Source organism: Mucilaginibacter sp. cycad4 (assembly GCF_034263275.1).
GTDB lineage: Bacteria > Bacteroidota > Bacteroidia > Sphingobacteriales > Sphingobacteriaceae > Mucilaginibacter.
This window is the reverse complement of record NZ_CP139559.1, coordinates 4,748,153-4,773,981: the sequence shown is the minus strand read 5'-3', so window position 1 is coordinate 4,773,981 and position 25,829 is coordinate 4,748,153. Positions and strand designations below refer to the sequence as shown.

Annotated in this window: 26 protein-coding genes; 24 read left to right on the top strand and 2 right to left on the bottom strand. The window is 43.6% G+C overall.

Annotation, left to right across the window (positions count from 1 at the left end; translation table 11 throughout):
- Positions 1–2 precede the first annotated feature (2 nt).
- The 24 genes from nrfD (at position 3) to SNE26_RS19075 (ending at position 23,176) form a co-directional block, all read left to right on the top strand.
- Positions 3–1,475 (top strand): NrfD/PsrC family molybdoenzyme membrane anchor subunit, encoded by a 1,473-nt coding sequence (gene nrfD, locus SNE26_RS19190; protein ID WP_321555518.1) that lies wholly within the window; start codon positions 3–5, stop codon positions 1,473–1,475.
- A gap of 5 nt (positions 1,476–1,480) precedes the next feature.
- On the top strand, positions 1,481–2,017 hold the full coding sequence (locus SNE26_RS19185) for a DUF3341 domain-containing protein (RefSeq protein ID WP_321555517.1): 537 nt from the start codon (positions 1,481–1,483) through the stop codon (positions 2,015–2,017).
- On the top strand, positions 2,001–2,585 hold the full coding sequence (locus SNE26_RS19180; protein ID WP_090530154.1) for a cytochrome c: 585 nt from the start codon (positions 2,001–2,003) through the stop codon (positions 2,583–2,585). Before SNE26_RS19185 ends, SNE26_RS19180 begins: the two co-directional genes overlap by 17 nt.
- Positions 2,586–2,598: 13 nt before the next feature.
- A complete protein-coding gene (locus SNE26_RS19175) occupies positions 2,599–3,867 on the top strand; it encodes a quinol:cytochrome C oxidoreductase (RefSeq protein WP_321555516.1) in 1,269 nt (422 codons plus the stop codon).
- Positions 3,868–3,916: 49 nt separating this feature from the next.
- On the top strand, positions 3,917–5,107 hold the full coding sequence (locus tag SNE26_RS19170; protein ID WP_321555515.1) for a cytochrome c oxidase subunit II: 1,191 nt from the start codon (positions 3,917–3,919) through the stop codon (positions 5,105–5,107).
- 20 nt (positions 5,108–5,127) lie between these two features.
- Positions 5,128–7,017, top strand: a complete 1,890-nt coding sequence (locus SNE26_RS19165) for a cbb3-type cytochrome c oxidase subunit I (protein WP_321555514.1) — start codon at positions 5,128–5,130, stop codon at positions 7,015–7,017.
- Between the two features lie 145 nt (positions 7,018–7,162).
- A complete protein-coding gene (locus SNE26_RS19160) occupies positions 7,163–8,221 on the top strand; it encodes a COX15/CtaA family protein (protein ID WP_321555513.1) in 1,059 nt (352 codons plus the stop codon).
- On the top strand, positions 8,218–9,102 hold the full coding sequence (gene cyoE / locus SNE26_RS19155) for a heme o synthase (RefSeq protein WP_321555512.1): 885 nt from the start codon (positions 8,218–8,220) through the stop codon (positions 9,100–9,102). The genes SNE26_RS19160 and cyoE overlap by 4 nt, the downstream gene beginning before the upstream one ends.
- Before the next feature lies 1 nt (position 9,103).
- The gene (locus SNE26_RS19150; protein WP_321555511.1) at positions 9,104–9,688 is read left to right on the top strand and encodes a cytochrome c oxidase subunit 3; all 585 of its coding nucleotides are present in this window, start codon (positions 9,104–9,106) and stop codon (positions 9,686–9,688) included.
- 21 nt (positions 9,689–9,709) lie between these two features.
- Positions 9,710–10,429 carry a cytochrome c oxidase subunit 3 gene (locus tag SNE26_RS19145; RefSeq protein WP_321555510.1) on the top strand — a complete coding sequence of 240 codons (720 nt, stop codon included), beginning with the start codon at positions 9,710–9,712 and terminating at the stop codon, positions 10,427–10,429.
- Between the two features lie 12 nt (positions 10,430–10,441).
- Positions 10,442–10,780 (top strand): cytochrome C oxidase subunit IV family protein, encoded by a 339-nt coding sequence (locus SNE26_RS19140; protein ID WP_321555509.1) that lies wholly within the window; start codon positions 10,442–10,444, stop codon positions 10,778–10,780.
- Complete coding sequence (locus SNE26_RS19135; protein ID WP_321555508.1) at positions 10,780–11,478, top strand: SCO family protein; 699 nt, start codon at positions 10,780–10,782, stop codon at positions 11,476–11,478. Before SNE26_RS19140 ends, SNE26_RS19135 begins: the two co-directional genes overlap by 1 nt.
- A gap of 6 nt (positions 11,479–11,484) precedes the next feature.
- Positions 11,485–12,060 (top strand): DUF420 domain-containing protein, encoded by a 576-nt coding sequence (locus tag SNE26_RS19130; protein WP_321555507.1) that lies wholly within the window; start codon positions 11,485–11,487, stop codon positions 12,058–12,060.
- A 25-nt stretch (positions 12,061–12,085) separates the two neighbouring features.
- Complete coding sequence (locus SNE26_RS19125) at positions 12,086–12,364, top strand: hypothetical protein (RefSeq protein WP_321555506.1); 279 nt, start codon at positions 12,086–12,088, stop codon at positions 12,362–12,364.
- A gap of 235 nt (positions 12,365–12,599) precedes the next feature.
- Positions 12,600–12,830 (top strand): hypothetical protein, encoded by a 231-nt coding sequence (locus tag SNE26_RS19120; RefSeq protein WP_321555505.1) that lies wholly within the window; start codon positions 12,600–12,602, stop codon positions 12,828–12,830.
- The gene (locus tag SNE26_RS19115) at positions 12,808–13,470 is read left to right on the top strand and encodes a DUF2461 domain-containing protein (RefSeq protein WP_321555504.1); all 663 of its coding nucleotides are present in this window, start codon (positions 12,808–12,810) and stop codon (positions 13,468–13,470) included. The genes SNE26_RS19120 and SNE26_RS19115 overlap by 23 nt, the downstream gene beginning before the upstream one ends.
- A gap of 25 nt (positions 13,471–13,495) precedes the next feature.
- Positions 13,496–14,323, top strand: coding sequence for an OmpA family protein (locus SNE26_RS19110; RefSeq protein WP_321555503.1), 828 nt, complete (start codon positions 13,496–13,498; stop codon positions 14,321–14,323).
- 424 nt (positions 14,324–14,747) lie between these two features.
- Positions 14,748–15,257 carry a MarR family transcriptional regulator gene (locus tag SNE26_RS19105; RefSeq protein WP_321555502.1) on the top strand — a complete coding sequence of 170 codons (510 nt, stop codon included), beginning with the start codon at positions 14,748–14,750 and terminating at the stop codon, positions 15,255–15,257.
- Entirely contained in the window at positions 15,250–16,809 is a 1,560-nt protein-coding gene (gene hutH, locus SNE26_RS19100; protein ID WP_321555501.1) for a histidine ammonia-lyase, read from the top strand. The genes SNE26_RS19105 and hutH overlap by 8 nt, the downstream gene beginning before the upstream one ends.
- Positions 16,787–18,460, top strand: a complete 1,674-nt coding sequence (gene hutU, locus SNE26_RS19095; RefSeq protein ID WP_321555500.1) for a urocanate hydratase — start codon at positions 16,787–16,789, stop codon at positions 18,458–18,460. Before hutH ends, hutU begins: the two co-directional genes overlap by 23 nt.
- Before the next feature lie 126 nt (positions 18,461–18,586).
- Positions 18,587–19,807 (top strand): imidazolonepropionase, encoded by a 1,221-nt coding sequence (gene hutI / locus SNE26_RS19090; RefSeq protein ID WP_321555499.1) that lies wholly within the window; start codon positions 18,587–18,589, stop codon positions 19,805–19,807.
- A gap of 59 nt (positions 19,808–19,866) precedes the next feature.
- A complete protein-coding gene (gene ftcD / locus SNE26_RS19085; protein ID WP_321555498.1) occupies positions 19,867–21,555 on the top strand; it encodes a glutamate formimidoyltransferase in 1,689 nt (562 codons plus the stop codon).
- A 335-nt stretch (positions 21,556–21,890) separates the two neighbouring features.
- Positions 21,891–22,271: a hypothetical protein gene (locus tag SNE26_RS19080; RefSeq protein WP_321554927.1), complete on the top strand. Its 381-nt coding sequence runs from the start codon at positions 21,891–21,893 to the stop codon at positions 22,269–22,271.
- Positions 22,272–22,300: 29 nt separating this feature from the next.
- Entirely contained in the window at positions 22,301–23,176 is an 876-nt protein-coding gene (locus tag SNE26_RS19075; RefSeq protein WP_321554928.1) for an IS3 family transposase, read from the top strand.
- Between the two features lie 167 nt (positions 23,177–23,343).
- Here the strand turns inward: SNE26_RS19075 and ilvA are convergent, their stop codons facing one another.
- Both ilvA and SNE26_RS19065 read right to left on the bottom strand, forming a co-directional pair.
- Positions 23,344–24,594: a threonine ammonia-lyase IlvA gene (gene ilvA / locus SNE26_RS19070; RefSeq protein WP_321555497.1), complete on the bottom strand. Its 1,251-nt coding sequence runs from the start codon at positions 24,592–24,594 to the stop codon at positions 23,344–23,346.
- Between the two features lie 2 nt (positions 24,595–24,596).
- On the bottom strand, positions 24,597–25,763 hold the full coding sequence (locus SNE26_RS19065) for a 2-isopropylmalate synthase (RefSeq protein WP_321555496.1): 1,167 nt from the start codon (positions 25,761–25,763) through the stop codon (positions 24,597–24,599).
- Between the last annotated feature and the right edge of the window lie 66 nt (positions 25,764–25,829).

Genomic DNA, 25,829 nt, shown 5'->3' with positions numbered 1-25,829 from the left:
ATATGGCATCTCATAGTGAATCAATAATAAGGGAACCGTTAATTACGGGTAAGGACATCACGTATGGAAAAATTACGGATGATGTATTACGCCCTGTAGAAAATATGCCGGGTAAGGCCTGGTGGATCGGTTTTAGTGTAGCCTCGCTTGGCGCCTCGCTTTGGGTTTTCGCAATCAGCTGGACTTTTTGGTTCGGTTTGGGCGAATGGGGCTTAAACAAAACAGTAGGATGGGCATGGGATATTACCGGTTTCGTATGGTGGGTAGGTATCGGTCACGCCGGTACGCTGATCTCGGCGGTATTGTTGCTGTTCCGTCAAAACTGGCGTAACTCCATCAACCGCTCGGCCGAAGCGATGACAATCTTTGCGGTAATTTGTGCGGCCACTTATATCGCCGCTCACATGGGCCGCCCATGGATGGCCGTTTATTCATTACCGTTGCCAAACCAGTACGGTTCTTTATGGGTAAACTGGAACTCACCGCTTATCTGGGACGTATTTGCGATCTCAACTTACTTCTCGGTTTCATTGGTATTTTGGTACACAGGTTTATTACCTGACATCGCTACTATCCGTGACCGTGCGCAAGGTATCCGCCGCAGGATCTATTCAGTACTATCATTCGGCTGGACAGGTTCAGTTAAAACCTGGCAGCGTTTTGAAACAGTATCGCTGATCCTGGCAGGTGTTTCAACCCCACTGGTACTTTCGGTACATACCATCGTATCAATGGACTTTGCAACTTCACTGGAACCGGGATGGCACACCACCATCTTCCCTCCATACTTCGTTGCAGGTGCGATCTTCTCAGGTTTCGCCATGGTACAAACCCTGTTGCTTATTGCACGTAAGGTTTTAGGCCTGGAAAACTATATCACCATGTTTCACATCGAATCGATGAACAAGATCATCATGTTAACCGGTTCGATTGTAGGTGTGGCTTACTTAACAGAGTTGTTCATCGCTTTCTACTCACAAAACGAGTATGAGCAATATGCTTTCGCAAATCGTATCGCCGGTCCGTACTGGTGGGCTTACTGGAGCATGATGACTTGTAACGTAATTACCCCGCAGCTGTTCTGGTTCAAGAAGATCCGTACCAATATTCCGTTGTCATGGGTATTATCAATCGTGGTTAACATCGGTATGTGGTTTGAGCGTTTCGTAATTATCGTTACCTCACTGCACCGCGACTTTATACCTTCAAGCTGGGCTATGTTCTATCCAACCTGGGTTGACGTAAGCGTGTTCATCGGTTCAATAGGTGTATTCTTTACCATGTTCCTGTTATTCATCAGGGTATTGCCTTCAGTAGCTATGGCCGAGGTTAAATTGCTGCTGAAAAGCTCAAGCGAGCAGGCTAAGAAGAAACTTATGGAAGAAGGCCATGTTGTACCTGCCGAAGCTGAATTTTATATCGCTTCGCTGGAGAAATTTGATAGTGTTGAACAGTCTGAATACTTAAAAGCATAATACTAATGAGTAGCACTAAATATATATTAGGCGTTTTTGATGATCCCGATGATATGATGCATGGGATTGATAAGCTGCAAAAGAACAGCGTACCTATTTATGACGTTTATACGCCTATGCCAATCCACGGTATTGAGGCTAAATTAAACATTAAAGATTCGCGCCTTGGTTATGCAGCATTTATGTTCGGTTGTTTAGGTGGTACTATCATGTTCAGCATGGTTTACTATATGCTGGTTCATGACTGGCCTATCAACATCGGTGGTAAAAACTTTTTTGCTATCCCCGATTTTATCCCGGTTACATTTGAGTGGACTGTATTGTGGACCTCATTCGGTATGACATTTACTTTCTTCTTTGCAAGCCACCTGTTCCCGGGCCGGGCGCCAAGGGTAATGGACCTGCGTGCAACTGATGATAAATTTGTAATAGCAATTAATGCTAAAGGGAATATTCCTCACGACGATATCACTAATTTACTAAAAGAAGCGGGCGCTACAGAAGTTAAGCATAACGACAGAAAATATGTTAGCTATGAATAAAATTAAAATATTAGGAACTATAGTTACTATTATCGCTGCTTCGATAGTTTTTACATCGTGCAAGGATAAAAGGAGTACCGGCTGGGAGTATGCACCTAATATGTACGAGCATTTAGCATACGATCCGGATCAGAAAAATAATAATTTCAAAGATGGTAAAACCGCTCAGTTGCCTCCTGCCGGAACTATACCGGTTGGCTTTACCAAATTTGATTATCCAAATACCAAAGAGGGTTATGAATTAGCCAGTGTTGAGGTTAAATCTGTCCTGGCTCAAACCCAGGCTAACTATGCTGAAGGTAAGATCTTGTTCGAGCATTTCTGCTCTCCTTGCCACGGTGTTAATGGTCAGGGTGATGGCTTAGTGGTACAGCATGGTTATCCGGCCCCTCCATCATATTCAAAAGGCCAGTCATCACGCGGTGGTAACATGAAAGACCTTACAGACGGTAAAATTTATCATACCATTACTTACGGTGTAAATGCTATGGGTTCATACGCTTCTCAGCTTGCTCCCGAAGAACGCTGGAAAGTGATCATGTATGTTCACCATTTACAAACCTTATAAGAAAAAGATATTAATGAAGACTCATAATAATTTTGACGGGCAATACGAATTTGTCGGCAAAGCCAAAACATGGAGCTTGATATGCATCGTGATTGGTTTGGTTGCCATACTTGGTGGCTTTGCGCTTGGCTATACCGAGCGTACATTTGCCAACCTGTTGCTGATGGCCTATTACTTTGCTGCGGTTTGTATGTGCGGAATTTTCTTTTGTGCCGTACAGTACGCAGCGCAAGCCGGCTGGTCTGCATCGATGATCAGGATCCCTCAGGCTTTCGGAAAAGTTCTTTGGATTGCTGCGATTATACTTATTGTAATAGTTGTCGCAGGGTTTTCATTAACGCATACAGTAGCCAACGAAGAAGGTAAAGAGGTTGTGGCCCCTTACTTATATAAAATTTGGGCCGCTGTAGGTGTTACTGATCCGCATAGTGAAAATTACAATGCTGTTATCGCAGGTAAAGCCGGGTACATGAATAAAGTTGGATTTATAATCCGTTTGATTTGTTTCCTCGGTTCATATTGTGTATTCGGTTGGTTATTGGCCAAATACTCAGAAGCAGAAGACGATTTGGGTGGTATGTTCTACTACAAAAAGAGCTTTAACATGTCATGCCTGTTCCTGGTTATCTTTGGATTTACTACGCCGATATATGCTTTTGATACGATCATGTCATTAGAGGCAGAGTGGTTCTCGACCATGTTTGGCTGGTATAACTTTGCTGCCATGTGGGTAAGCGGGTTGTCTGTTATTACACTGGTATTGATCAGGTTGAAACGGATCGGTTACTTTGAGTGGGTTACTGAAGACCATATGCACAGCTTAACCAAACTGATCTTCGGGTTCTCGATTTTCTGGACTTACGTTTGGTTTGCACAGTTCCTGTTGATCTACTATGCCAACATCCCTGAAGAAACCGTTTACTTCTTTAAGAGGTGGGAGCCTGAGTTTAAACCATGGTTTTGGCTTAACATTATCATCAACTTCCTTACCCCTTTATTAGTGTTGATGTCCCGTGATTCTAAACGTATTTATCGTACAGTAGAGATTATGTGTATCATCCTGATTGTTGGTCACTGGCTTGATTACTTTATGATGATTATGCCTGGTACTGTTGGCCCTACTTCATCATGGTTAACTGAAATCAGTTGGATTGAAGTAGGTGTATTTTTAGGCTTCGGAGGTTTATTTACCTTCACAGCAATGACGGCCTTAACCAAGTTTAAGTCGCTCGTTCCTAAAAAACACCCGTTCTTACAGGAAAGCCTTCATCATCACATATAATAATTATTACATTTGCACCAAAATACAGAATACCAAACAGCTTACTAAAATGGGATTCAGAAAACTAATAAATTCTAAAAAACTACTATCGTTCTTCGCTGTGTTTATGCTACTTGGCACAAACCTGCTGATGGCGCAAACTGAGGCCGCCGGTGCGGCTCCGGGTCAGGAAGAGGCTCCTAAGGTTGACTGGACCGGGGTGGCATATTATGTAGCTATCTTTTTCCTGATCTGCTTAGGTGTTGCTATCGTTGGCAAAATCCTTAAGATATATGACCTTACCTTGAAAATGCAGGGCAAAAAAGGTTTGAAATGGAATAACGTAATGGCCGTAATCTGCATCATTTTCCTTGTTCTTGGTCTTTACGGGGCTTATTGGTCGTTTACCGAGCAAGGCAGTATGACCTTACCGGAAGCCGCTTCGGCCCATGGGGTTAAAATAGATGAGATGTTTACCGTCACTACTGTTTTAACAATGATAGTATTTTTTGTTACCCAGATCCTGCTGTTTACATTCCTGTTCCAATACCGTCATTCTGATAAACGCCGCGCACACTTCCTGCCACACAATAATACCATTGAAAAGGTTTGGACAATTGCACCGGCCATTGTGCTGACTATCCTGGTTGTGTTTGGTTTCTTTACCTGGCAGAAGATCATGAACAGTGAAAATCTTAAAGATGATATCAATATCGATGTAACCGGTCACCAGTTTGCCTGGGAATTGCGTTATCCTGGTAAAGATGGTGTATTAGGCCCTAAGGATTTCCGTTTGGTTACAGGTGCTAACCTGTTAGGTGTTAACTTTAAAAAGAAAAGTAGCTTTGATGATTTAAGGGTTGATACCATGTACCTGCCCGTTAATAAATCAATCAGGTTGAATATACTTGCCCAGGATGTGATCCATAGCGTTTATATGCCTCATTTCAGGGTTCAATTGAACGCGGTACCCGGCTTACCAACCTTCTTTAAATTTACCCCTACTATTACTACCGCAGAAATGCGCACCAAATTAGACGACCCTAAATTTGAATATACCCTTTACTGCAACAAAATATGCGGTGGAAGCCACTACAACATGCAAAAAGTTGTACGTGTTGTTTCAGAAGCCGAATATCAGTCATGGCTGTCAAGGCAAAAGCCTTATCTCAATGATGCTTTAAGAAAAGAGCTTCATTTTGCGGCAGCAAACAACGAGCAAAGCGGTGCTTCAACAAATAGGTTAGCGTTAAATAATTAATAAAGATAAGAAATAGAGATATGTCAACATTAGCAGTTCACGACCACGCAGGAGCCCACCACGACGAACACGGTCACGAACACCACCATGACCAATCATTCCTGTCTAAATACGTATTTAGCATGGACCACAAGATGATTGCCAAGCAATTCCTGATTACAGGTATTACTATGGCGGTTATCGCAATGATTTTGTCAATCCTGTTTAGGATCCAGCTTGCTTACCCTGATAAAACATTCCCGCTGTTAACTACCTTGTTAGGCCGTTTTGCTCCTAACGGACGTATCAGCCCCGATTTTTACCTTGCGTTGGTTACCATACACGGTACCATCATGGTATTCTTTGTATTAACTGCAGGCTTGAGCGGTACCTTTGCCAACTTACTGATCCCATTGCAGGTAGGTGCGCGTGATATGGCTTCACCGTTCATGAACATGCTTTCATACTGGTTCTTCTTTTTGGCCAGCGTTATCATGTTGTCATCGTTCTTTGTACAAAAAGGCCCGGCCAGCGGTGGCTGGACGATATACCCTCCATTATCAGCATTGCCTAAAGCGATGCCGGGTTCAGGCGAGGGTATGACCTTGTGGTTGATCAGTATGGTATTGTTCGTAGCGTCATCACTAATGGGTGGTATCAACTACGTGAGTACTGTATTGAACATGCGTACAAAAGGAATGGACCTTTGGAAAATGCCTTTAACTATCTGGGCTTTATTCCTTACTGCAATATTGGGTATCCTTGCATTCCCGGTTTTAGTAGCCGGTGTTGTATTGCTGATATTTGATCGCAGCGTTGGTACAAGCTTCTATTTATCTGATATCGTGTTAAACGGCGTACAGCAACCATTTGAAGGTGGTAGCCCGATCCTGTTCCAGCACTTATTCTGGTTCCTGGGTCACCCGGAAGTATATATCGTAATCATGCCTGCGATGGGGATCTCATCAGAGGTGATGTCGGTAAATTCACGCAAGCCGATCTTCGGTTACCATGCGATGGTTTACTCTTTGATCGGTATCACCGTATTATCGTTCATTGTATGGGGCCACCATATGTTTGTTACCGGTATGAATCCTTTCCTGGGCGGTGTGTTCATGATCACTACGTTGATCATCGCAGTACCATCTGCTGTAAAAACATTTAACTGGTTAGCTACACTTTGGCGCGGTAATATCAGGTTTACGCCTGCTATGCTTTTTGCTATCGGTATGGTGTCGTTCTTTATCTCTGGTGGTTTAACAGGTATTTTCCTGGGTAACGCTGCTTTGGATATCAATTTACACGATACTTACTTTGTGGTTGCCCACTTCCACCTTGTAATGGGTTCTGCAGCTATATTTGGCATGCTTGCCGGTGTTTACCACTGGTTCCCTAAAATGTTCGGCCGTATGATGGACGAAAAATTAGGTTACCTGCACTTCTGGTTAACATTTATCTGTGCTTACCTGGTATTTTTCCCAATGCACTTTATGGGTCTTGACGGTGTACCACGCAGGTACTATGCCTTCACCGAATTTGCTTCAATGCAAAAATGGTTAACCATAAATACATTCGTTACCTGGGCTGCTATTATCGCTGCGCTTACACAATTTGGTTTCCTTTATAACTTCTTTGTATCCATATTCAAAGGACAAAAAGCAACTCAAAATCCATGGGAATCAAATACCCTGGAATGGACTACACCTGTTGAGCACCTGCATGGTAACTGGCCGGGTGAAATCCCAACTGTTTACCGTTGGCCATATGATTACAGCAAACCGGGAGCCGAAGAGGATTACATCCCTCAAACTGTTCCTTACTCGCAAACAATGAGTTCAAACCTTCCTCATGATTTCGAAGATAATCCTGCAGGTTTGGAGGAACTTAATAAGTTTACAAGTACGCTGAAAGCAAACGAACAAGTAAAATAAATTAATACTTATCTGATCTTTTAGGGTACCATCCTAATTTGAAGATTTGAAAATGTGGAAAATTTGAAAATCGATATTTTCAAATCAATAAATTTTCAAATCTTCAAATTCAGAATAGGTACCCTAAATTTTTAGAAACATTTAGATGAGCACAGCCGCAAAAAATAGGTTTCAAAAGATCAATATTACAATCATTGTTCTGCTGTTTGTTTTGATTCTTGCCGGTGGTGTTGTACGTAGCTCAGGTTCAGGTATGGGGTGCCCCGACTGGCCAAAGTGTTTCGGAAGGTATATACCGCCTACTGATATTAGTGATCTGCCCAAAGATTATAAACAGAAGTACGTAGCCAAGCGCGTTGAAAAGAACCAGCGTTTTGCAAAAACACTTGATGTATTCGGGTACAGTGATCTGGCGAAAAGAATCCGCGAAGACCGTTCTATCCTTGTGCCTGAGGAGTTTAACGCAGGCAAAACATGGACTGAATATATAAACCGCCTTATCGGTGCTTTATCGGGCCTTTTCCTCCTGCTTTCGGTGGTATTCTCTTTCAGCTATTGGGAAACGGATAAAAGAATAGCTATCCTGAGTATTTTCAACCTGGTACTTGTTGGTTTCCAGGCCTGGTTAGGCTCAATTGTAGTATCAACTAATTTAATTGCCTGGATAGTTACCGTACATATGCTTTTGGCACTGGCCATTTTAGCAATTTGTATTTACACCTATCATGTGGCAAAAATCTCAGGAAAGAGCACTTCGGGTGCGTCACCTTTGGTTTACATTATAACGCTTGCGGCACTGTTTGTAAGTATTCTGCAGATTGCCTTTGGTACTGAAGTACGTGAAAAGATTGACGCTGTCGCCAATCATTTTCAGGGAGGTTACCGTAAAGATTGGATCACTAATGCCGGCGAAATTTTTCAGCATCACAGGGATGTGGCCGTTTTGGTGCTGGTGCTTAATGTGGCTTTATTTGTTTTGATCCGCAGGGGCTTTAACAGGCATTCAATCCAGCAGCAGCTGATGAGCTTTACTTTTTTAATGATCACGCTGCAAATAGTTACCGGGATTTTATTGTCATATCTTGCTTTACCGCCGATAGCCCAGGCTGCACATATAGTATTGGCGAGTTTAATATTTGGGGCTCAATTTTATTTGCTTTTGAATTTATTTAATGGTGTTAAGAGTAGGGAGGTAAGCAGATGAAATGGGCTGATTTTTCAAAACTAATTAAAACGAGACTTACCTCTTTGGTAGTGTTTTCGGCGTCAATATCATTTTTAATTGGAAGCCGCGCAAATGGATATATCGTTTGGGTTGATTGGGTAAAGCTTATTATAGGCGGTTTCCTGGTTACATCGGCAGCCAATGCTTTTAACGAGATCATCGAAAAAGATCTGGATAAGCTGATGAAGCGCACTATGGACCGGCCAATCCCTTCAGGAAAAATGACTACGGGGCAGGCATTGGTATTAGGCTTAGGCATGGGCATGGCCGGTACTTACTTGTTAGGTAGCTTAAACCTGCTGACCGGCTTACTATCTGTATTTTCGATTTTATTATATGCGTTTGCGTACACACCTTTGAAACGCAAGTCGGGTATAGCAGCGGTTTTTGTTGGTGCTATCCCTGGGGCATTACCACCACTTATTGGTTATGTGGCGTCTCAGCCGCATAGTCATAATCAGGAATACGGACACATTGACCAGATAGCTTTGATCCTGTTTTCCATTCAGTTTATCTGGCAGTTTGTTCATTTTTGGGCTATTGCCTGGGTTTTGGATGATGATTACAAACTGGCAGGTTTTCGCTTGCTGCCATCTGGTAAAAGAGATTTAACAAGTGCGGTAATTACGTTTATATTTGCCGTTGTTTTAGTACCTGTGAGTTTATTGCCAACCTTTTATGGTTACGGTGGTTACTGGGTAGGCGGTGTATCATTGATATGCAGCTTGATATTTTTATACCAGTCATTTATGTTGCTGCGTACCCGGCAGATCCCCGAGGCGCGTAAATTAATGTTCGGCTCGTTTTTTTACCTGCCGTTAGTTCAGATAATGTTTTTAGTTGATTTTATAGTTAAGTGAGATGATGGCAAGGATGGAACAAGATAACGACAGGCTTAACCTTGGTGCCAAAAAGTTTAATATGTGGATCTTTATATTCACATCGTTTATGCTTTTTGCGGCTTTTACCAGTGGTTTTATCGTTTATTCGGGCGGTAGCGGCCACGGTTTAAACGTGATCATGCCCCAATCGTTTTTGTATAGTACTATTGTTATTGTATTAAGCAGCGGCGCCTTGTTTTTGGCCTCGCGGGCTGCTAAGGCGTTGCAATTTGATAAGCAGAAGCTGTATTTATGGATCACATTAGGTTTAGGACTGGCATTTTTTGCCTTACAGATCTACGCCTGCTATGTGTTAACCTACAAAATGCAGATCTATTTTGTTGATCCTAACGCTTCACGTTCCTTTGTTTACGTTTTTGTCGGCGCGCATTTAATACACATTTTTGCCGCCTTGTTATTGCTAATAAATACACTTATAGGTACATACCGTAATATCCCCCAGGTAAAGAACATGTTTAAGATGGAATTAACTTCCATTTTCTGGCATTTTCTCGATATTATATGGATTTATCTCTATGTTTTTTTACTTTTGAATCATAATTAATACACCCATAGATTAGTACAGATGAGTACAACAGTTTCACAAATTGACGAAGTAAAAACTTCGCCCTGGTCGGGAGGAAGATCCCCGTTCAACGTGGAGTACGGAAAAATAATGATGTGGTTTTTCCTCCTTTCGGATGCTTTCACCTTTTCATCATTGTTGATATCCTACGGCTCATTACGTTTCAGCGCGAGCGTATGGCCTGGTGCAGATAAGGTTTTCCAATCGGTACCTGGTGTAGTTGATAGCGGTTACCCATTGGTTTTCGTGGGGATCATGACCTTTATCCTCATTGCAAGTTCTGTTACTATGGTATTGGCTGTAGAGGCTGGCCATCGTAACTCAAAAAAGGAAGTTATTGGGTGGATGATTGCTACTATTATTGGTGGTTTCATGTTCCTGGGTTGCCAGGCTTTAGAGTGGAGTCACTTGCACCACGAAGGTTTTTGGTGGGGCAGCGTTCCTCCGGCAGAAGAGCTGAAGCATTTGTTTACGGGGGGTACCGAAGCAGTACAGCACATGACCTCGCAGGAGTTTGCTAACCTGTTCTTTACTATTACGGGTTTCCATGGTTTTCACGTATTTACCGGGGTTATCATTAATATCATCATCACCGTTAACGTGCTAATGGGTACTTACGAAAAACGCGGAAGCTACCTGATGGTCGAAAAAGTTGGTCTTTACTGGCACTTTGTAGACCTTGTTTGGGTATTCGTATTTACATTCTTTTACTTAGTTTAAAAATATTTACATATGTCAACAGAATCACACGAAGTTCATCATGATGGTGAACACGAAACCATGACCAAGGGTAGAATCTGGAAAGTGTTCTTTATATTGTTAGGTATCACCATTATCGAGTTCGTTATAGCACTTGTATGCGTGCCGAGGAATATACTTCCAATACAATATGCAAATCCCGTTTATATTGTTTTAACCCTGCTTAAAGCGTTTTATATAGTTGCATACTTTATGCACTTAAAATTTGAGAAAATGGGCCTTATATTGTCAATAGCAATTCCGGTAATATTTATAATCGGTTTAATCCTTGTACTTACAAACGAAAGCCACCACTGGGTTGACCTGAGGTAATGAACAAGGCTTCTATATTAAAAAAGATCCTGATCCTGGTGCTCATTTTAGCAGTACCAGGATTTTTATATTATTTACTTACCGCTAAAGGTAAAAACAGGTACAAGCCGCTCGCGGTTTTCGGACCTAAGGTGGTTGCCAAAACAGGCCATAAGTTTCACGGCGAGTACATTCCGGATACCATTTATCATACTATTCCTGATTTTAACCTGACCGACCAGGAAGGAAAACCGGTTACGCTGACGACGCTGAAAGGAAAGATCTTTGTAATTAACTTCTTTTATAAAAACTGCCCTACCGTTTGCCAAACCATCAATAAAAACATGAGCTGGCTGGTGGGTACTTACTATAAAAACAAGATGGTTTATTTTTTAACCATCAGCATAGATCCTGAACGTGATACCCCCGGGGTACTTAATAAATACCTGCAAACATTTAAGCCCGAATCAAATCGATGGCTGATGTGCAGCGGCGATACCTCATCTGTTTACAACTTTGCCCGTAACGGTTTGTATGTTAATGCTGCAAAAGCTGGTGATGACTTTGTTTACAGCGACGACTTTGTACTGGTTGATCAGGAACATCGCATCCGGGGCTACTACAAGGCAGCGGTAACACCCGAGGTAAACCGTCTTAATGACGAAATAAAAGTTTTGATAGCCGAAGAACTTCGTAAAGTTGATAAGGCTCTATATTAATTAGCCATGAGCGATAAATTTATAATCCGCTTTGTAGCGGTTGTTACCATAGTTGTAATAGCACTTGTTGTTCTTTTAAACAGGCATCTTATCCCAGGCCCGCAGGTAGCCCCTGCTTTTACACCTTATCTGCCAATGCTTAATGCTGTGTTGAATGGTACCTGTACTATATTACTGCTTTTTTCACTTTACTATATTAAACAAGGTAATATAACCATACACAAGCGGCTTAATATTATTACATTTTGCCTTTCAGCGCTTTTTCTGGCTTCCTATGTATTATTCCATTACCTGATGCGTAATGAAATTGTTTACGGAGATCTTAATGGCGACGGATATCTGTCGGATGCAGAAAGAGCTTCGGCGGGTTCTTTACGTACAATATACTTAGCCATTTTGACGCCCCATATTATACTTGCCGCAGCCGTTTTACCGTTAATATTATTGAGTTTTCACCGCGGGCTGCAAATGCAGGTTGAAAAACACCGTAAGCTGGTACGCTGGGCATTCCCTATCTGGCTGTATGTTACCGCCAGCGGGGTTGTGGTTTATTTAATGATTCGCCCATATTATCATTTTTAATTTATAATTGGTTAAATTTGTACTTATGAAACAAGGTTTTAAAGTTATCCTTTTTGTAATGGCCCTTGGCTTTATGCTGATTACCCGCCAGCCTGTGAAAGCCCAGTGCGCACAATGCGCTGCTACGGTTGAAACCAATGCGCAAAGCGGTAGTTCAAAAACAAGGGGGTTAAATAACGGCATCCTGTTTTTATTGGGTGCGCCTTATTTTGTTGTTGCTTTAGGTGGTTATATCTGGTATAAAAAATACCGTCGTAAAGATGTAAAGCTTGATATGCGCAGCGAAAAACTTAACCTGAATTAATTAAGCAGGGCTGCGGGGCAGTCGGTGGCCAATTCATTAAAACACTATAAGATCTTTTATCGTGTCCCAAACACCAAAGTCATGGGCTATGCTTAAATGTAAATGTCCGCGCTGCAGGCGGGGTGATATGTTTAAGGGAAGTCCTTACAGTTTCTCCAACAAAATAAATCTTAACTGCCCTCACTGTAATCTTTTTTTTGAGATAGAGCCTGGTTATTTTTACGCGGCAATGTATGTGAGCTATGCGCTAAATGTTGGCGAGGCCCTTGGGATAGCGTGGCTTACCTACCTGGTTACCCATAACCAGGATTCGCCGTGGTTATATCTTGGCGCTATAATTTTAGGCTGTTTTGTGCTTGCTCCCGTAAATTTCAGATATTCGCGTGTGTTTTTGTTGTATTGGTTATCACCCAAAATACATTACCAAAGCTATTTAGATACCGATGATATACCAGGAAAGTCTTGACTTTTTAAAAGAACTCGCTGAGAATAATAACCGTGAATGGTTTGCTGTAAACAAGGAGTGCTATGAAAAGGCCCGTGAAAATGTAATTGATTTTACAGCGAAAGTGCTTGACAGTGTACGTAAAATTGAGGCGGGCATGGATGAGAATCTTGATGCCAAAAAATGTGTGATGAGGATTTACCGCGACATCCGTTTCAGTAAAAATAAAGCGCCTTACAAAAATAATTTCGGGGTAAGCTTACCAACCTCGGGCTTAAAGGGTGGTGGTGTTGAATATTACCTGCACATCCAGCCAGGCAATTCATTTATCGGTGGTGGGTACTGGATGCCAGAAGCACCTCACCTGAAAGCCATTCGCCAGGAAATTGATTATAACGCAAACGATCTGAAAAGGATCATTGACAATAAGGATTTTGTAAAACTGTTTGGCGATTTCCGGAAGCAGGAGCAACTTAAATCCGTGCCGAAGGGATACGAGCCGGATAATGAAAATATCGACCTGCTGAAGCTTAAAAGCTTTATAGCCTGGCATAAGCTGGAAGATAAGGAGCTTACTGCGGCAGGATCTGAAAAGTTGGTTGCTGATGTTTGTGGCATGATCCACCCGCTTAATGTATTTTTAAAGAACGCCCTGGCTTAACACAATATATAACCCTCAATATACAATGAAAATTAGATATACATTTTTAGCCGTTGCTGTATGTTTAACAATGTACTCATGCAAGGTAATGTCTCCAAAAGCATACAAAAGCCTTGTTGCCGAACGCGACTCATTAGCTAACCGTACAACAAATTTGGAAGGACAGCTTGCACAACTACAAGCGGATACAGCCCGTCTTCACCGCCAGCTTGCCGATTTGCGTAATAACAACAATGTGCTGAACAGTAACCTGGATGCAACATCATCAAAAGCTAACGAATTAGCTGCACAAACCAGTAAGCTGGCCGCCGATCTGAAAAAACGTGAAGCCCGCTTAAAGGAAGTGGAGGATATTTTGAAGAAACGCGATGAGGCTACCAACGCCCTGAAAGATAAATTGCAGAAGGCATTATTAGGCTTTCAGCAAAGTGGTTTAACAGTTGATATCAGAAATGGCAAGGTTTATGTGTCATTAACAGATAAGCTATTATTCCCATCGGGCAGTATTATTATTGATGATAAAGGAAAGGCCGCATTGAAGCAACTTGCAGCAGTATTGAATAAGGAACCGGATATTAATATGGCAGTTGAAGGTCATACGGATGATAAGAAAGTGAAGAACCTTGGCCAGATTAAGGACAACTGGGATTTGAGCGTTTTACGCGCTACCTCGGTAACCCGTTACCTGACCGAAACAGAAAATGTTGACCCGCACAGGCTTACTGCAACAGGTAAGAGCGAGTTTCAACCGATAGACGCTAATGCTACCGACGAGGCCCGCGCAAAGAACAGGCGAATAGAGATCGTGCTTACTCCTAAGCTCGATGAATTATATAACCTGATCACTAAATAATGAAGAGGCTCCCGGCTAACCGCCGGGAGTTTTTTTGTTTTAGATGTTTTGCTTTCTATTATCATCAGGCTATTGATATTTATATAGAGTCTATTAATAATTTTCACATAAGGATTGTAAATTGTCTTGATAATCAAATTGTTATCTTTAAGCTTTGTGCATTATGCTTTTTGCTTTTATATAATATATTCATTGCCGTTGGTTTTAACCAACGGTAACAAAACTGAAAAGTCTTGGCTTTAGCCCAATTAAACAAGCGGATTTGGGCTGAAGCCGTCTTGTAGTTGCTTAGTATTCCGTTGGTTAAAACCAACGGCAATGATGTTTTATCTATCCGCAAACAATATTCATTCATTTTTTAACAGCCTCTATAAGATTCCAAAATAAAATTTGCATTTATATAAGCACTTATATAAATTGCATAATGAATTTATATCAAAGCCTGGGGCATTTGGTTTTAGGTAGCCGTTTAAGGCGGTTGAGCGAAGCCTTTTTGTCTGAAATTAATCGTGCCTATAAAACCGCCGGTATCGATTTTGATGCCAGCTGGTTCCCCATATTTTATTTGCTGTCGAAAACCGATGCTTTATCCATTAAAGAATTAAGCGAGCAGATAGAAGTTTCACATCCGGCTGCCAGTCAGCTAATCACCAACCTGAAGAAACGAAGCCTGGTTAGTACCGATGCCTGTACCGACGACGGCAGACGGCAATTGGTTACACTTACAACTGAAGGTCGTGAGTTGTTAAAGCAGGTGATGCCTGTTTGGGATGCAATAAGCTTGTCAATGGCCGAACTTGTGGCCGCAGATGCAACCGCACAAGAATTATTGCCGGCAATAAGCGCGCTTGAAAACGTTTTCAGACAAACTAAACTGGCCGATAATATCGTTGAAAAACTGAATGCAAATTTAAAACCAGCCGGCAATGACTAATACATTTAATTACGGCACCGACCACCTCACTATAGGTATTTGCCTTGATATAGCAGCAGGCAAAACCAGGGGCATCATTAATAACGAAGCCGCAGACATGATCCAATCCTCATGGCGCGAGGTGGAAAAGATTGTGCACAGCCACCACCCGGTTTATGGAATCAATACTGGTTTTGGCCCGCTATGCGATACCCGGATTTCGGAGGAGGATACCAGTTTGCTGCAAAGTAATATCCTTAAAAGCCATAGTGTAGGTGTGGGGAAACCTATTCCGCAGGAAATAGCCAAACTAATGATGATCACCAAAGTGCATGCTTTGGCGCAAGGCTATTCGGGTATAGCACTTATTACGCTTGAGCGGATCATCTGGCATATCGACAATGATATCATCCCTGTTGTGCCTGAAAAAGGTTCGGTAGGCGCTTCAGGCGATCTGGCTCCTTTATCGCACCTGTTTTTACCGTTGATTGGTTTGGGAGAAGTATTTGAGAACGGGGAACGGCAACCTGCCTCGAAGTTATTAAACAAACATGGTTTACAGCCCTTATTGCTCGGCCCGAAAGAAGGCCTTGCCCTTATCAACGGTACGCAATTCATCCTTTCATTCGCTATAAAGGCTGTACAAAGGTTTGATGATGCCCTGAACCGCGCTGATCTGATCGGTGCCATGTCCTTAGAAGGGTTGATGGGTTCTATTCGTCCCTTTGATGAGCGGCTGCACCAGATCCGCCCCTTTAAGGGCACAAGGATGGTAGCACATCGCTTGTTTACTCTGCTGGATGGCTCGGAAATTAATTCCTCGCATATCAATTGCGACAGGGTACAGGATCCATATTCGTTACGTTGTATGCCGCAGGTTCATGGTGCATCGCGTAATGCATGGTTGCACCTGAAAGAACTTACCGAGATTGAACTCAATTCTGTTACAGATAACCCGGTTATTTTTAATGCTGATGATACCATCAGCGGCGGCAATTTCCATGGGCAGCCCCTGGCTTTGCCGCTTGATTATGCAACCACGGCAGCTGCCGAGATAGGTAATATTGCCGACAGGCGTTGCTACCTGATGAGCGAAGGCAGGTATGGTTTGCCTAAATTGCTTACGCATGATGCCGGGCTTAACTCGGGCTTAATGATTCCGCAGTATACTACGGCAGCCCTTGTTACTGAAAATAAAACCCTGTGTTTCCCTGCCAGTGCTGATAGTGTACCTACCTCGCTGGGGCAGGAAGATCATGTATCCATGGGCTCCATTAGCGGGCGCAAGCTGCACCAGGTAATAGATAATATTGAATACATCCAGGCTATAGAGCTGCTTTACGCAGCCCAGGCCATGGATTTCCGCAGGCCGTTAAAATCAACCCCGGTTATTGAAGCCTGCCATGAACTGGTAAGGCAGCATGTGGCGTTTATACAGGATGATCGTGTTTTTGCCAATGATATTAACAGCCTCCACAATTTGATTACAAGTGGCTCTCTGCTTCAAACCGCAGGTGAAGCTGCCATTGCTCACCAAATAGATTTAAGTCATGACGAGTTCGGAATTTATTAACACCTACGCAAACCACCCGGTATATAAAGCGCCGCGTGGCATGCAGCTTCATGCCAAGAGCTGGCAAACCGAAGCCCCGCTCAGGATGCTGCTTAACAACCTTGACGGGCAGGTAGCCGAAAATCCCGATGAATTAGTAGTTTACGGTGGTATTGGCCAGGCAGCCCGTAACCCGGAAGCGCTCCGTAAAATTATTGAACTGCTGCTGGAACTGGACGAATACCACTCATTGCTGATCCAGTCGGGTAAACCGGTGGGGATCATCCGCAGTCACCCCGAAGCGCCAAGGGTTTTGATAGCCAACAGTAACCTCGTACCCGCATGGGCCAACTGGGAACATTTTAATGAGCTGCGCGAAAAGGGATTGATGATGTACGGGCAGATGACCGCCGGTAGCTGGATCTACATAGGTACACAGGGCATTTTGCAGGGTACCTATGAAACTTTTGTGGAATGTGGCAATCAGCATTTTAACGGCGATTTGTCAGGTAAACTCATTGTAAGCGCTGGTTTAGGTGGGATGGGCGGCGCTCAGCCATTGGCGGCAACCATGGCAGGAGCTGTATTTTTAGGTGCCGATGTTGATGCATCCCGGATTCAGAAACGGGTTGATACGAAATATATCGACCGGATCGCCCACTCGTACGATGAAGCTATTGCCTGGATAAAAGAAGCCATCGCAAAAAAAGAAATACTTTCGGTAGGTTTGGTAAGCGATGCAGGTGACTTGCTTGAAAAGCTACTGAGCGACAATATCATTCCTGATATGCTTACCGATCAAACTTCGGCACATGACCCTTTAAATGGGTATATCCCCAATGATCTGTCATTAAACGAGGCGGCGGCTTTAAGGAAAGACGATGCTGTGGAGTACAAACGGCGTTCGCTTAAAAGTATGGCAAGACATGTAGGCTTGATGCTGGAGTTGCAAAAAAGGGGGGCAATTACTTTTGATTATGGCAACAACTTACGCGAGTTTGCCCGGCAGGGTGGCGAGACTGATGCATTTAACTTCCCGGGTTTTACACCGGCCTATATCCGTCCGCTGTTTTGTGAAGGTAAAGGGCCCTTTAGGTGGGTAGCATTATCCGGCGATCCGGAAGATATTTATACTACGGATCAGGCGTTGATCGAAGCCTTCCCCGAAAATAAACCATTAATCACCTGGCTTAAAAAGGCAAGGGAGAAAATAGCATTTCAGGGCCTTCCTGCCCGCATTTGCTGGCTGGGCATGGACGAGCGAGAAAAGGCCGGACTGATATTTAACGAACTTGTAGCATCAGGCAAAGTAAAAGGCCCGATAGTAATTGGTCGTGATCATTTAGATTGCGGCTCGGTAGCATCACCCAACCGCGAAACAGAGGCTATGATTGACGGTTCAGACGCAGTATCCGACTGGCCGCTACTTAACCTGATGGCTAACGCCTCGGGCGGTGCAACCTGGATTTCGTTCCACCACGGCGGCGGTGTAGGTATGGGTTATTCCCAGCACGCCGGCATGGTAGTACTGGCCGATGGTTCCCATCGCGCAGCCACCTGTTTAAAAAGGGTGCTGTATAATGACCCGGCCATGGGGATCTTTAGACATACTGATGCAGGGTATGATAAAGCTGCTGAATGGGCGGATAAGTTTGGGTTAAAAGTGTGGTAAAGTACAAAATATAAAAGCGGCATTGCGAGGTACGAAGCAATCCCCAAAAAGCAGAGCAACTATAAAGGGTACTCTGTACAGTTTGGGATTGCTTCGTACCTCGCAATGACGGTCTAAGATAGAACAATGAAAAAACTAATAGGTCCGTTTACACAGATATTGCCTTTAACTGGGCTCCCGCTTAAGGGGGCTATTAATGATGAGCAATTGCACGTAATAACCAACGGTGGCGTGCTGATTGAAGACGGTGTTATGTTAGCTGTTGATGATTTTGAAAAGCTCCGCAAAAATTATCCATCGGTGCAAATAGAAGAGATTACCGGCGATCATGTATTGCTGCCCGGCTTTGTGGATTGCCATACGCATATTTGTTTCGCCGGCAGCCGGGCTAAGGATTATGCCATGCGCAATGCAGGTAAAAGTTACCTGGAAATTGCGGCCTCGGGTGGGGGGATCTGGGATTCGGTTACACAAACCCGCGCGGCTACTGAAGCCGAATTAAGCGGCCTGTTATTGCAGCACATTAATCGCCATTTGCGAGAGGGGGTAACTACTATCGAAGTAAAAAGCGGCTACGGATTGTCAGTGATGGAAGAGCTAAAACAGCTTAAAGCTATCCGGCAGGCGGCTGATAAAACACGTGCCCATATCGTACCAACTTGCCTTGCTGCACACATCAAACCTAAAGATTTTGACGGTGCTGAAAGTGAGTATCTGAAATATCTGTTAAACGATCTGTTACCTAAAATAAAGCAGCAAGGCCTGGCAAACAGGGTTGATATTTTTATTGAACAAAGCGCATTTAATACCCGCGATGCCCTGTTTTACCTGAGTAAAGCCAGGCAAATGGGTTTTGAAGCGACTGTTCATGCCGATCAGTTTACAACCGGTGGCAGTGAGATTGCCATTAAAGCAAGAGCTGCTTCGGCCGATCACCTGGAAGCCAGCGGCGATTATGAGATAAAATTATTAGCTAATTCAGATACCGTTGCTGTAACTTTACCCGGTGCTTCATTGGGTTTGGGGATGGGTTATGCGCCAGCCCGGAAGTTGCTTGATGCCGGAGCCTGCCACGCTATAGCCAGCGACTGGAACCCCGGCTCGGCGCCAATGGGTGATTTGCTGATGCAGGCCTCGGTAATGGCTGCTGCTGAAAAGCTAAGTACTGCCGAAGTATTTGCAGGCTTAACCTATCGCGCAGCACAAGCGTTAAAACTAAATGACCGCGGAATTTTAACCAAGGGCAAGCTTGCCGATATGCAGGCTTATCCATGTAACGATTACCGTGAGATATTATATCACCAGGGAAAGCTAAAACCGGCTCTCTTTTGGACGGCAGACCATTAACATGAATGATTTTGTGATCTCGTTGATTATCTAAAAAAAACTAACCTCTGATCTCTCCAATGAAACTAATAGAATGCGTACCCAATTTTAGCGAAGGTGTAAACCTTGATATCATTAAACAGATAACAGATGAAGTTGAGTCTGTTGAAGGCGTAAGGTTACTGAATGTTGATCCAGGCAAGGCTACTAACCGTACTGTAGTGACCTTTGTTGGCGAACCGGGGAAAGTAATTGAAGCTGCATATCGTGCCATGAAAAGAGCCGGTGAGCTGATTGATATGAGCAGGCAAAAAGGAGAGCACCCGAGGATGGGTGCAACAGATGTTTGTCCGCTGATACCGATCAGCAACATTACGATGGAGGAAACTGCCGAATATGCAATAAAGCTGGCCAAACGGGTAGGAGAGGAATTGCAGATCCCGGTTTATTTGTACGAGGCTGCACAGCCTGACAAAAGCAGGAGTAACCTGTCAGTGATCCGTGCGGGTGAATATGAAGGTTTTTTTAAGAAGATCAAACAACCGGGATGGGCTCCCGATTTCGGCCCGGCGGAAAATGATGTTAAACGTGGAGCAACTGTTATTGGAGCCCGTGATTTTCTGGTGGCTTATAACGTTAACCTGAACACAACATCTGTTCGAAGGGCAAATTCTATTGCCTTTGATGTGCGTGAGGCCGGTCGCACCCTGCGTGAGGGTGACCCTGTCAACGGCAAAATAGTGTATGATGAAAATGGCAAAGCCAAAACCATCCCCGGTTCTTTAAAGGCCGTAAAAGCTATTGGTTGGTTTATTGAAGAATATGGCGTTGCCCAAATCTCGATGAATTTGACCAATATCAATATCACCCCGGTTCATAAGGCATTTGATGAAGTATGTGATAAAGCTGCTGCACGCGGCATCAGGGTAACCGGCAGTGAGCTGGTTGGATTGATTCCATTAAAAGCGATGCTTGACGCGGGTAGGTACTTTTTGGAAAAGCAGCAACGCTCGGTAGGTGTAAGCGAAAAGGAACTGATCAGGATCGCCATTAAATCGATGGGATTGGATGAGCTTTCGCCTTTTAAGCCCGAAGAGCGGATCATTGAATATTTATTGAAAGACAAAGCCGACAGTAAACTCATTAACATGAGCCTAACCGACCTGGCCGATGAAACCGCCAGTGAAAGTCCGGCACCGGGCGGCGGTTCTATCTCGGCGGCTGTTGGTGCTTTGGGAGCGTCGCTGGCTACCATGGTGGCTAACCTTAGTTCGCACAAAAAAGGATGGGATAACCGCTGGCAGGAATTTAGCGACTGGGCGCAAAAAGGTCAGCAATTTAAAAATGAACTGATGGCATTAGTTGATCTGGATACTACAGCCTTTAACCAGATCATGCAGGCGTTCGCGCTTCCAAAATCAAATGACGAGGAAAAAGCCATCCGCGATAAAGCTGTTCAGGATGCTACCCGTTATGCTATTGAAATCCCTTTTAAAGTAATGGAAGCCGCTTTGGAGAGCATGGAGGTAATTAAAGCAATGACGCTAACCGGCAACCCCAATTCGATAACCGACGCAGGTGTGGCCGCCCTTTGTGCCCGTACAGCTGTATTAGGCGCATTCATGAATGTAAAGATCAACGCCTCAGGTTACAAGGATAAAGGCTATGTAATTGATATTATTTACCGCGGAAATGAAATTGAACGAAAAGCCATAGTGCTTGAAGCGGAGATCATTGAGTTGGTGAACGGGAAGATAGGGTTGGGATAGGCGGCCTTATAAAGGGCGTAAGGGCCTCTCCAAAACGTCATTGCGAGGTACGAAGCAATCGCGAACTATACAGGGCGGACCTGCAAATCGGGGATTGCTTCGTACCTCGCAATGACGGTAAGGTTGAAATTTAGTGGGTCACACCAAATATTCCTAATGGCGCAAGTGTTGTGTGACTGACTGTGGGAATGCTCACTTGTGCCTGGTAAGCTCTTTCTGGGAGGGCTGATGATTTGTAAGAAGCACAAGTCATCTGCCCTCAATCCATCGCACAAGACTTGCGCCAGAAACGGAATGTCTTGTCCTAAAATAGGTTTACACAACAGTAAACAAAAATGGAAAGATATTCAAAAGTGTATGGCAGCAAATGGCAAAGCCAGTACAGCGAGGAGTTTAAGCGTAAAGTTTGTCAAGAATATTTAGAAGGTCAGGAAAGCCGAACAACGATTGAAAGGAAATACAAATTAGGCAATAGCCGTATTGCGTTTTGGCTCAAATCATTCGGATTGGAGATGAAGAAAACAATTTATGTATCTTCGAATGATATGCCAACCAAGAAAGATCAGGATGTCCCGGCCGAAAACAGCGCATCAATTAAGTTATTAAAAAAGCAACTTGAAGATGCATTGCTGGAGAAGGAGCTTTATCGTAAAATGATAGAAGTGGCCGAAAGAGATCTTAAGATCAATATCCGAAAAAAGTCCGATACCAAGTAATCCGTGAGATTAAAGACAGCTACCCTGGGATGAGCCTGGTGAAGTGCTGTTGTTTACTTGGAGTTACCCGGCAGGCCTATTACCAGCATTTTTGGGAGACAGAAGCGATAAGCTTTGAGCAGGAAATATTATTAAATGAGGTCCGGGCAATAAGGGCCATACATCCGATTATTGGCGGTAAAAAACTCTATGTTTTGCTGCAGCCTTTTTTGCTTGAGCACCGGATAAAAATGGGCAGGGATGCGCTTTTTGATCTGCTTGCTGCTCACTACTTGTTAGTTAGAAAGAAAAGGCGGCGCATACATACTACTCAATCTTTTCATTGGCTAAGAAAATATCCTAATTGCATAAGAGAAATTATTCCGACTAAAGTGAACGAAATATGGGTGTCAGATATCACTTACTACAGGACAAAGAAGGGATTCGTTTATATCAGTTTTATAACGGATGCCTATAGTAAAAAGATCGTCGGCTATCATGCCGCTGATACACTGGATGCAGTTCACACACTTAGTGCTTTACAAATGGCCATTAAAGAAAGTGACCAGCCTTTGACTGGCTTAATACATCATTCAGACAGAGGTGTTCAGTACTGTAGCTATGATTATGTAAAGCTATTACAGGACAATGAAATAATCATCAGCATGACCGAAAACGGAGACCCTTTAGAGAACGCAGTAGCGGAACGGATAAATGGAATAATGAAACAGGAGTACCTGGAACATCATATACTTAATGATAAAAACCAGGTTATGGAACTTTTAGCTAAGTCTGTAAACACTTATAATAAGCTAAGGCCTCACATGAGTTGCAATATGCTTACACCTGAGATCGTACATCAAAATAACCTATCTGTACAGCGAAATTGGAAAAGTTATTATAATTCAAAAAATGTCAATCTGTAAACCTATTTTAGGACTAATCAATAATGTAAACCTATAGCAGGATTAATCAATTAAACTGTAAACTTATTTTAGGACGATACAGAAATAATTCAGTCGGAAGTCTAAGTCGGGAGTCGGAAAAGCTTAAAAACATTTGGACTTTCCGACTTCGGACCTCCGGACTTTAATCACACCAAATACTCAAACAAAGTCTGATCCTTATTCAATTCAATAACATTGAAGCGGTGCGCATGCATACGCTGCAGCAAAGCCGGATAATCTTCGGCATTTTTTAGCTCAATACCTACCAGCGCAGGGCCGTTTTCCTTCTCATTCTTTTTGATGAACTCGAAGCGGGTAATATCATCACCAGGCCCTAATACGCTATTCACAAACAATTTCAAAGCACCCGGACGCTGCGGGAAACGAACGATGAAGTAATGTTTCAGGCCTTCGTATAGCAGTGATTTTTCCTTGATCTCCTGCATGCGGGCAATATCGTTATTGCCACCGCTGATGATACAAACTACCTTTTTACCCTTGATCTGCTCTCTGCAAGCGTCAAGCGCTGCTACAGATAGCGCACCGGCAGGTTCAACTACAATGGCATCCTCGTTATACAATTTAAGTATGGTGGTACAAATTTTACCTTCGGGCACCAGCAGCATATCGTTCAGGATGTCTTTGCAGATTTCGTAAGTTAACGCGCCAACACGTTTAACAGCCGCACCATCAACAAAACGGTCTATCTCATCTAATGTAATGGGTTTGCCGTGATTTATGGCGCCCAACATTGATGGGGCCCCTTCAGGTTCAACACCTATCAGGTAAATGTTTGGGTTGTTATTTTTAAGATAAGTGCCTGTACCGGAAGCAAAGCCGCCGCCGCCGATGGGCATAATCGCGACTTCAGCATCTGGCAGGTCCTGCAGTATTTCAACACCTACGGTTCCCTGGCCTTCAATAACGCGGTAGTCATCAAAAGGAGGGATAAAGGTCATCTGGTTTTTTTCGGTATAGGCGAGGGCTTCGGCCAGGCAGTCATCAAAAGTATCGCCGGTGAGCACAATCTCTATATTGCCGTTACCAAACATGGCGGTTTGTTTAACCTTTTGTTTGGGGGTAATTTCGGGCATAAAAATTACGCCTTTAATGTTTTTTTTGTTGCACGAAAAGGCAACGCCCTGGGCATGGTTACCCGCGCTTGCGCAAACCACACCGCGGCTTAACTCATCGTCAGTAAGCTGACTGATCATGTTATAAGCTCCGCGCAGCTTATAGGAGCGAACAACCTGCAGATCTTCGCGTTTTAAATAAACCTCACACTCGTATTTTGCCGAAAGACCGGCGTTGTATTGCAGCGGGGTACGTTTCACAACGTCTTTTATCCGCTGGTATGCAGCTTCAAAATCAAGCTGGCTTTTGGTATCAGTTTCCATTGTTAGTTTTTTACCAGTCGGTGTGCCATAAGGCCTTGCAAATCCTGGTCATTTATGTCAAGCTTACTATCAGCAAGCGTTAAAAAGTTATTGTAAACAAAAGCAAGTTCTTCCTTATCCAGCGTATATCCTAAACGCTCCAGATGGAATTTCAGAGCATGCCTGCCGCTGCGCGCGGTTAGCACTATTGTGGCGCTCGGAAAGCCTACATCTTCAGGACGAATTATCTCGTAGTTTTCGCGCATTTTCAGGAAGCCGTCCTGGTGAATACCTGAACTGTGCGCAAAGGCATTTGCACCTACAATAGCTTTATTAGGCTGTACCGGCATCCGCATTTGCGTGCGGATCATCTGGCTCAACTCATAGAATTTTTTAGAGTCGATTTGAGTATGTAAGCCCAGGGTATGATGCGTTTTCAGGATCATCACTACTTCTTCTATAGAAGTGTTACCTGCGCGTTCGCCAATACCGTTGATCGTACCTTCGATCTGGCGGGCGCCGTTCTGTAGACCGGCGATAGAGTTGGCGGTGGCCAAACCAAGGTCGTTATGGCAATGAACCGAGATAATAGCCTTGTCAATATTTTTAACGTTCTCTTTCAGGAATTTGATCTTGCTGCCATACTGGTCGGGCAGGCAATAGCCATTGGTATCCGGAATGTTCACTACGGTAGCACCGGCTGCGATAACGGCTTCAACCATTTGCGCCAGGTAAACCACATCTGCACGACCGGCATCTTCAGCATAAAACTCGATATCCTCAACCGATTTTTTAGCGTATTTAACGGCTTCAACGGCACGCTCCAAAATTTCTTCGCGGGTGCTGTTGAATTTATGTTTGATGTGCATATCAGACGAACCGATACCCGTATGGATACGCGGGCGTTTTGCATATTGCAGAGATGCTGCAGCTGCATCGATGTCGCCTTTGTTGGCACGGGTAAGTGCGCAAACAGTTGGCTCTTTTACAGCTTTTGAAATTTCAACTACGCTCTGGAAGTCGCCCGGACTTGAAACCGGGAAACCTGCCTCAATGATATCCACGCCCAGTAGTTCCAGTTCCTTAGCTATCTCAATCTTTTCGGGTGTTGTTAACTGGCAACCCGGTACCTGCTCGCCATCGCGAAGCGTGGTATCAAAAACATAAACGCGGTTGGGATCGTGTAACATATCGTTTTATTTAGATTTGAGATGTCAGATATGAGATTTGAGACTCATTACCTTACATCGGTTATA

Excerpts from the sequence above, each read along its gene's own strand:
- nrfD (WP_321555518.1), top strand. The coding sequence starts at position 3 with ATGGCATCTCATAGTGAATCAATAATAAGGGAACCGTTAATTACGGGT.
- SNE26_RS19185 (WP_321555517.1), top strand. The coding sequence starts at position 1,481 with ATGAGTAGCACTAAATATATATTAGGCGTTTTTGATGATCCCGATGAT.
- SNE26_RS19180 (WP_090530154.1), top strand. The coding sequence starts at position 2,001 with ATGTTAGCTATGAATAAAATTAAAATATTAGGAACTATAGTTACTATT.
- SNE26_RS19175 (WP_321555516.1), top strand. The coding sequence starts at position 2,599 with ATGAAGACTCATAATAATTTTGACGGGCAATACGAATTTGTCGGCAAA.
- SNE26_RS19170 (WP_321555515.1), top strand. The coding sequence starts at position 3,917 with ATGGGATTCAGAAAACTAATAAATTCTAAAAAACTACTATCGTTCTTC.
- SNE26_RS19165 (WP_321555514.1), top strand. The coding sequence starts at position 5,128 with ATGTCAACATTAGCAGTTCACGACCACGCAGGAGCCCACCACGACGAA.
- SNE26_RS19160 (WP_321555513.1), top strand. The coding sequence starts at position 7,163 with ATGAGCACAGCCGCAAAAAATAGGTTTCAAAAGATCAATATTACAATC.
- cyoE (WP_321555512.1), top strand. The coding sequence starts at position 8,218 with ATGAAATGGGCTGATTTTTCAAAACTAATTAAAACGAGACTTACCTCT.
- SNE26_RS19150 (WP_321555511.1), top strand. The coding sequence starts at position 9,104 with ATGATGGCAAGGATGGAACAAGATAACGACAGGCTTAACCTTGGTGCC.
- SNE26_RS19145 (WP_321555510.1), top strand. The coding sequence starts at position 9,710 with ATGAGTACAACAGTTTCACAAATTGACGAAGTAAAAACTTCGCCCTGG.
- SNE26_RS19140 (WP_321555509.1), top strand. The coding sequence starts at position 10,442 with ATGTCAACAGAATCACACGAAGTTCATCATGATGGTGAACACGAAACC.
- SNE26_RS19135 (WP_321555508.1), top strand. The coding sequence starts at position 10,780 with ATGAACAAGGCTTCTATATTAAAAAAGATCCTGATCCTGGTGCTCATT.
- SNE26_RS19130 (WP_321555507.1), top strand. The coding sequence starts at position 11,485 with ATGAGCGATAAATTTATAATCCGCTTTGTAGCGGTTGTTACCATAGTT.
- SNE26_RS19125 (WP_321555506.1), top strand. The coding sequence starts at position 12,086 with ATGAAACAAGGTTTTAAAGTTATCCTTTTTGTAATGGCCCTTGGCTTT.
- SNE26_RS19115 (WP_321555504.1), top strand. The coding sequence starts at position 12,808 with ATGATATACCAGGAAAGTCTTGACTTTTTAAAAGAACTCGCTGAGAAT.
- SNE26_RS19110 (WP_321555503.1), top strand. The coding sequence starts at position 13,496 with ATGAAAATTAGATATACATTTTTAGCCGTTGCTGTATGTTTAACAATG.
- SNE26_RS19105 (WP_321555502.1), top strand. The coding sequence starts at position 14,748 with ATGAATTTATATCAAAGCCTGGGGCATTTGGTTTTAGGTAGCCGTTTA.
- hutH (WP_321555501.1), top strand. The coding sequence starts at position 15,250 with ATGACTAATACATTTAATTACGGCACCGACCACCTCACTATAGGTATT.
- hutU (WP_321555500.1), top strand. The coding sequence starts at position 16,787 with ATGACGAGTTCGGAATTTATTAACACCTACGCAAACCACCCGGTATAT.
- hutI (WP_321555499.1), top strand. The coding sequence starts at position 18,587 with ATGAAAAAACTAATAGGTCCGTTTACACAGATATTGCCTTTAACTGGG.
- ftcD (WP_321555498.1), top strand. The coding sequence starts at position 19,867 with ATGAAACTAATAGAATGCGTACCCAATTTTAGCGAAGGTGTAAACCTT.
- SNE26_RS19080 (WP_321554927.1), top strand. The coding sequence starts at position 21,891 with ATGGAAAGATATTCAAAAGTGTATGGCAGCAAATGGCAAAGCCAGTAC.
- SNE26_RS19075 (WP_321554928.1), top strand. The coding sequence starts at position 22,301 with ATGAGCCTGGTGAAGTGCTGTTGTTTACTTGGAGTTACCCGGCAGGCC.
- ilvA (WP_321555497.1), bottom strand. The coding sequence starts at position 24,594 with ATGGAAACTGATACCAAAAGCCAGCTTGATTTTGAAGCTGCATACCAG.
- SNE26_RS19065 (WP_321555496.1), bottom strand. The coding sequence starts at position 25,763 with ATGTTACACGATCCCAACCGCGTTTATGTTTTTGATACCACGCTTCGC.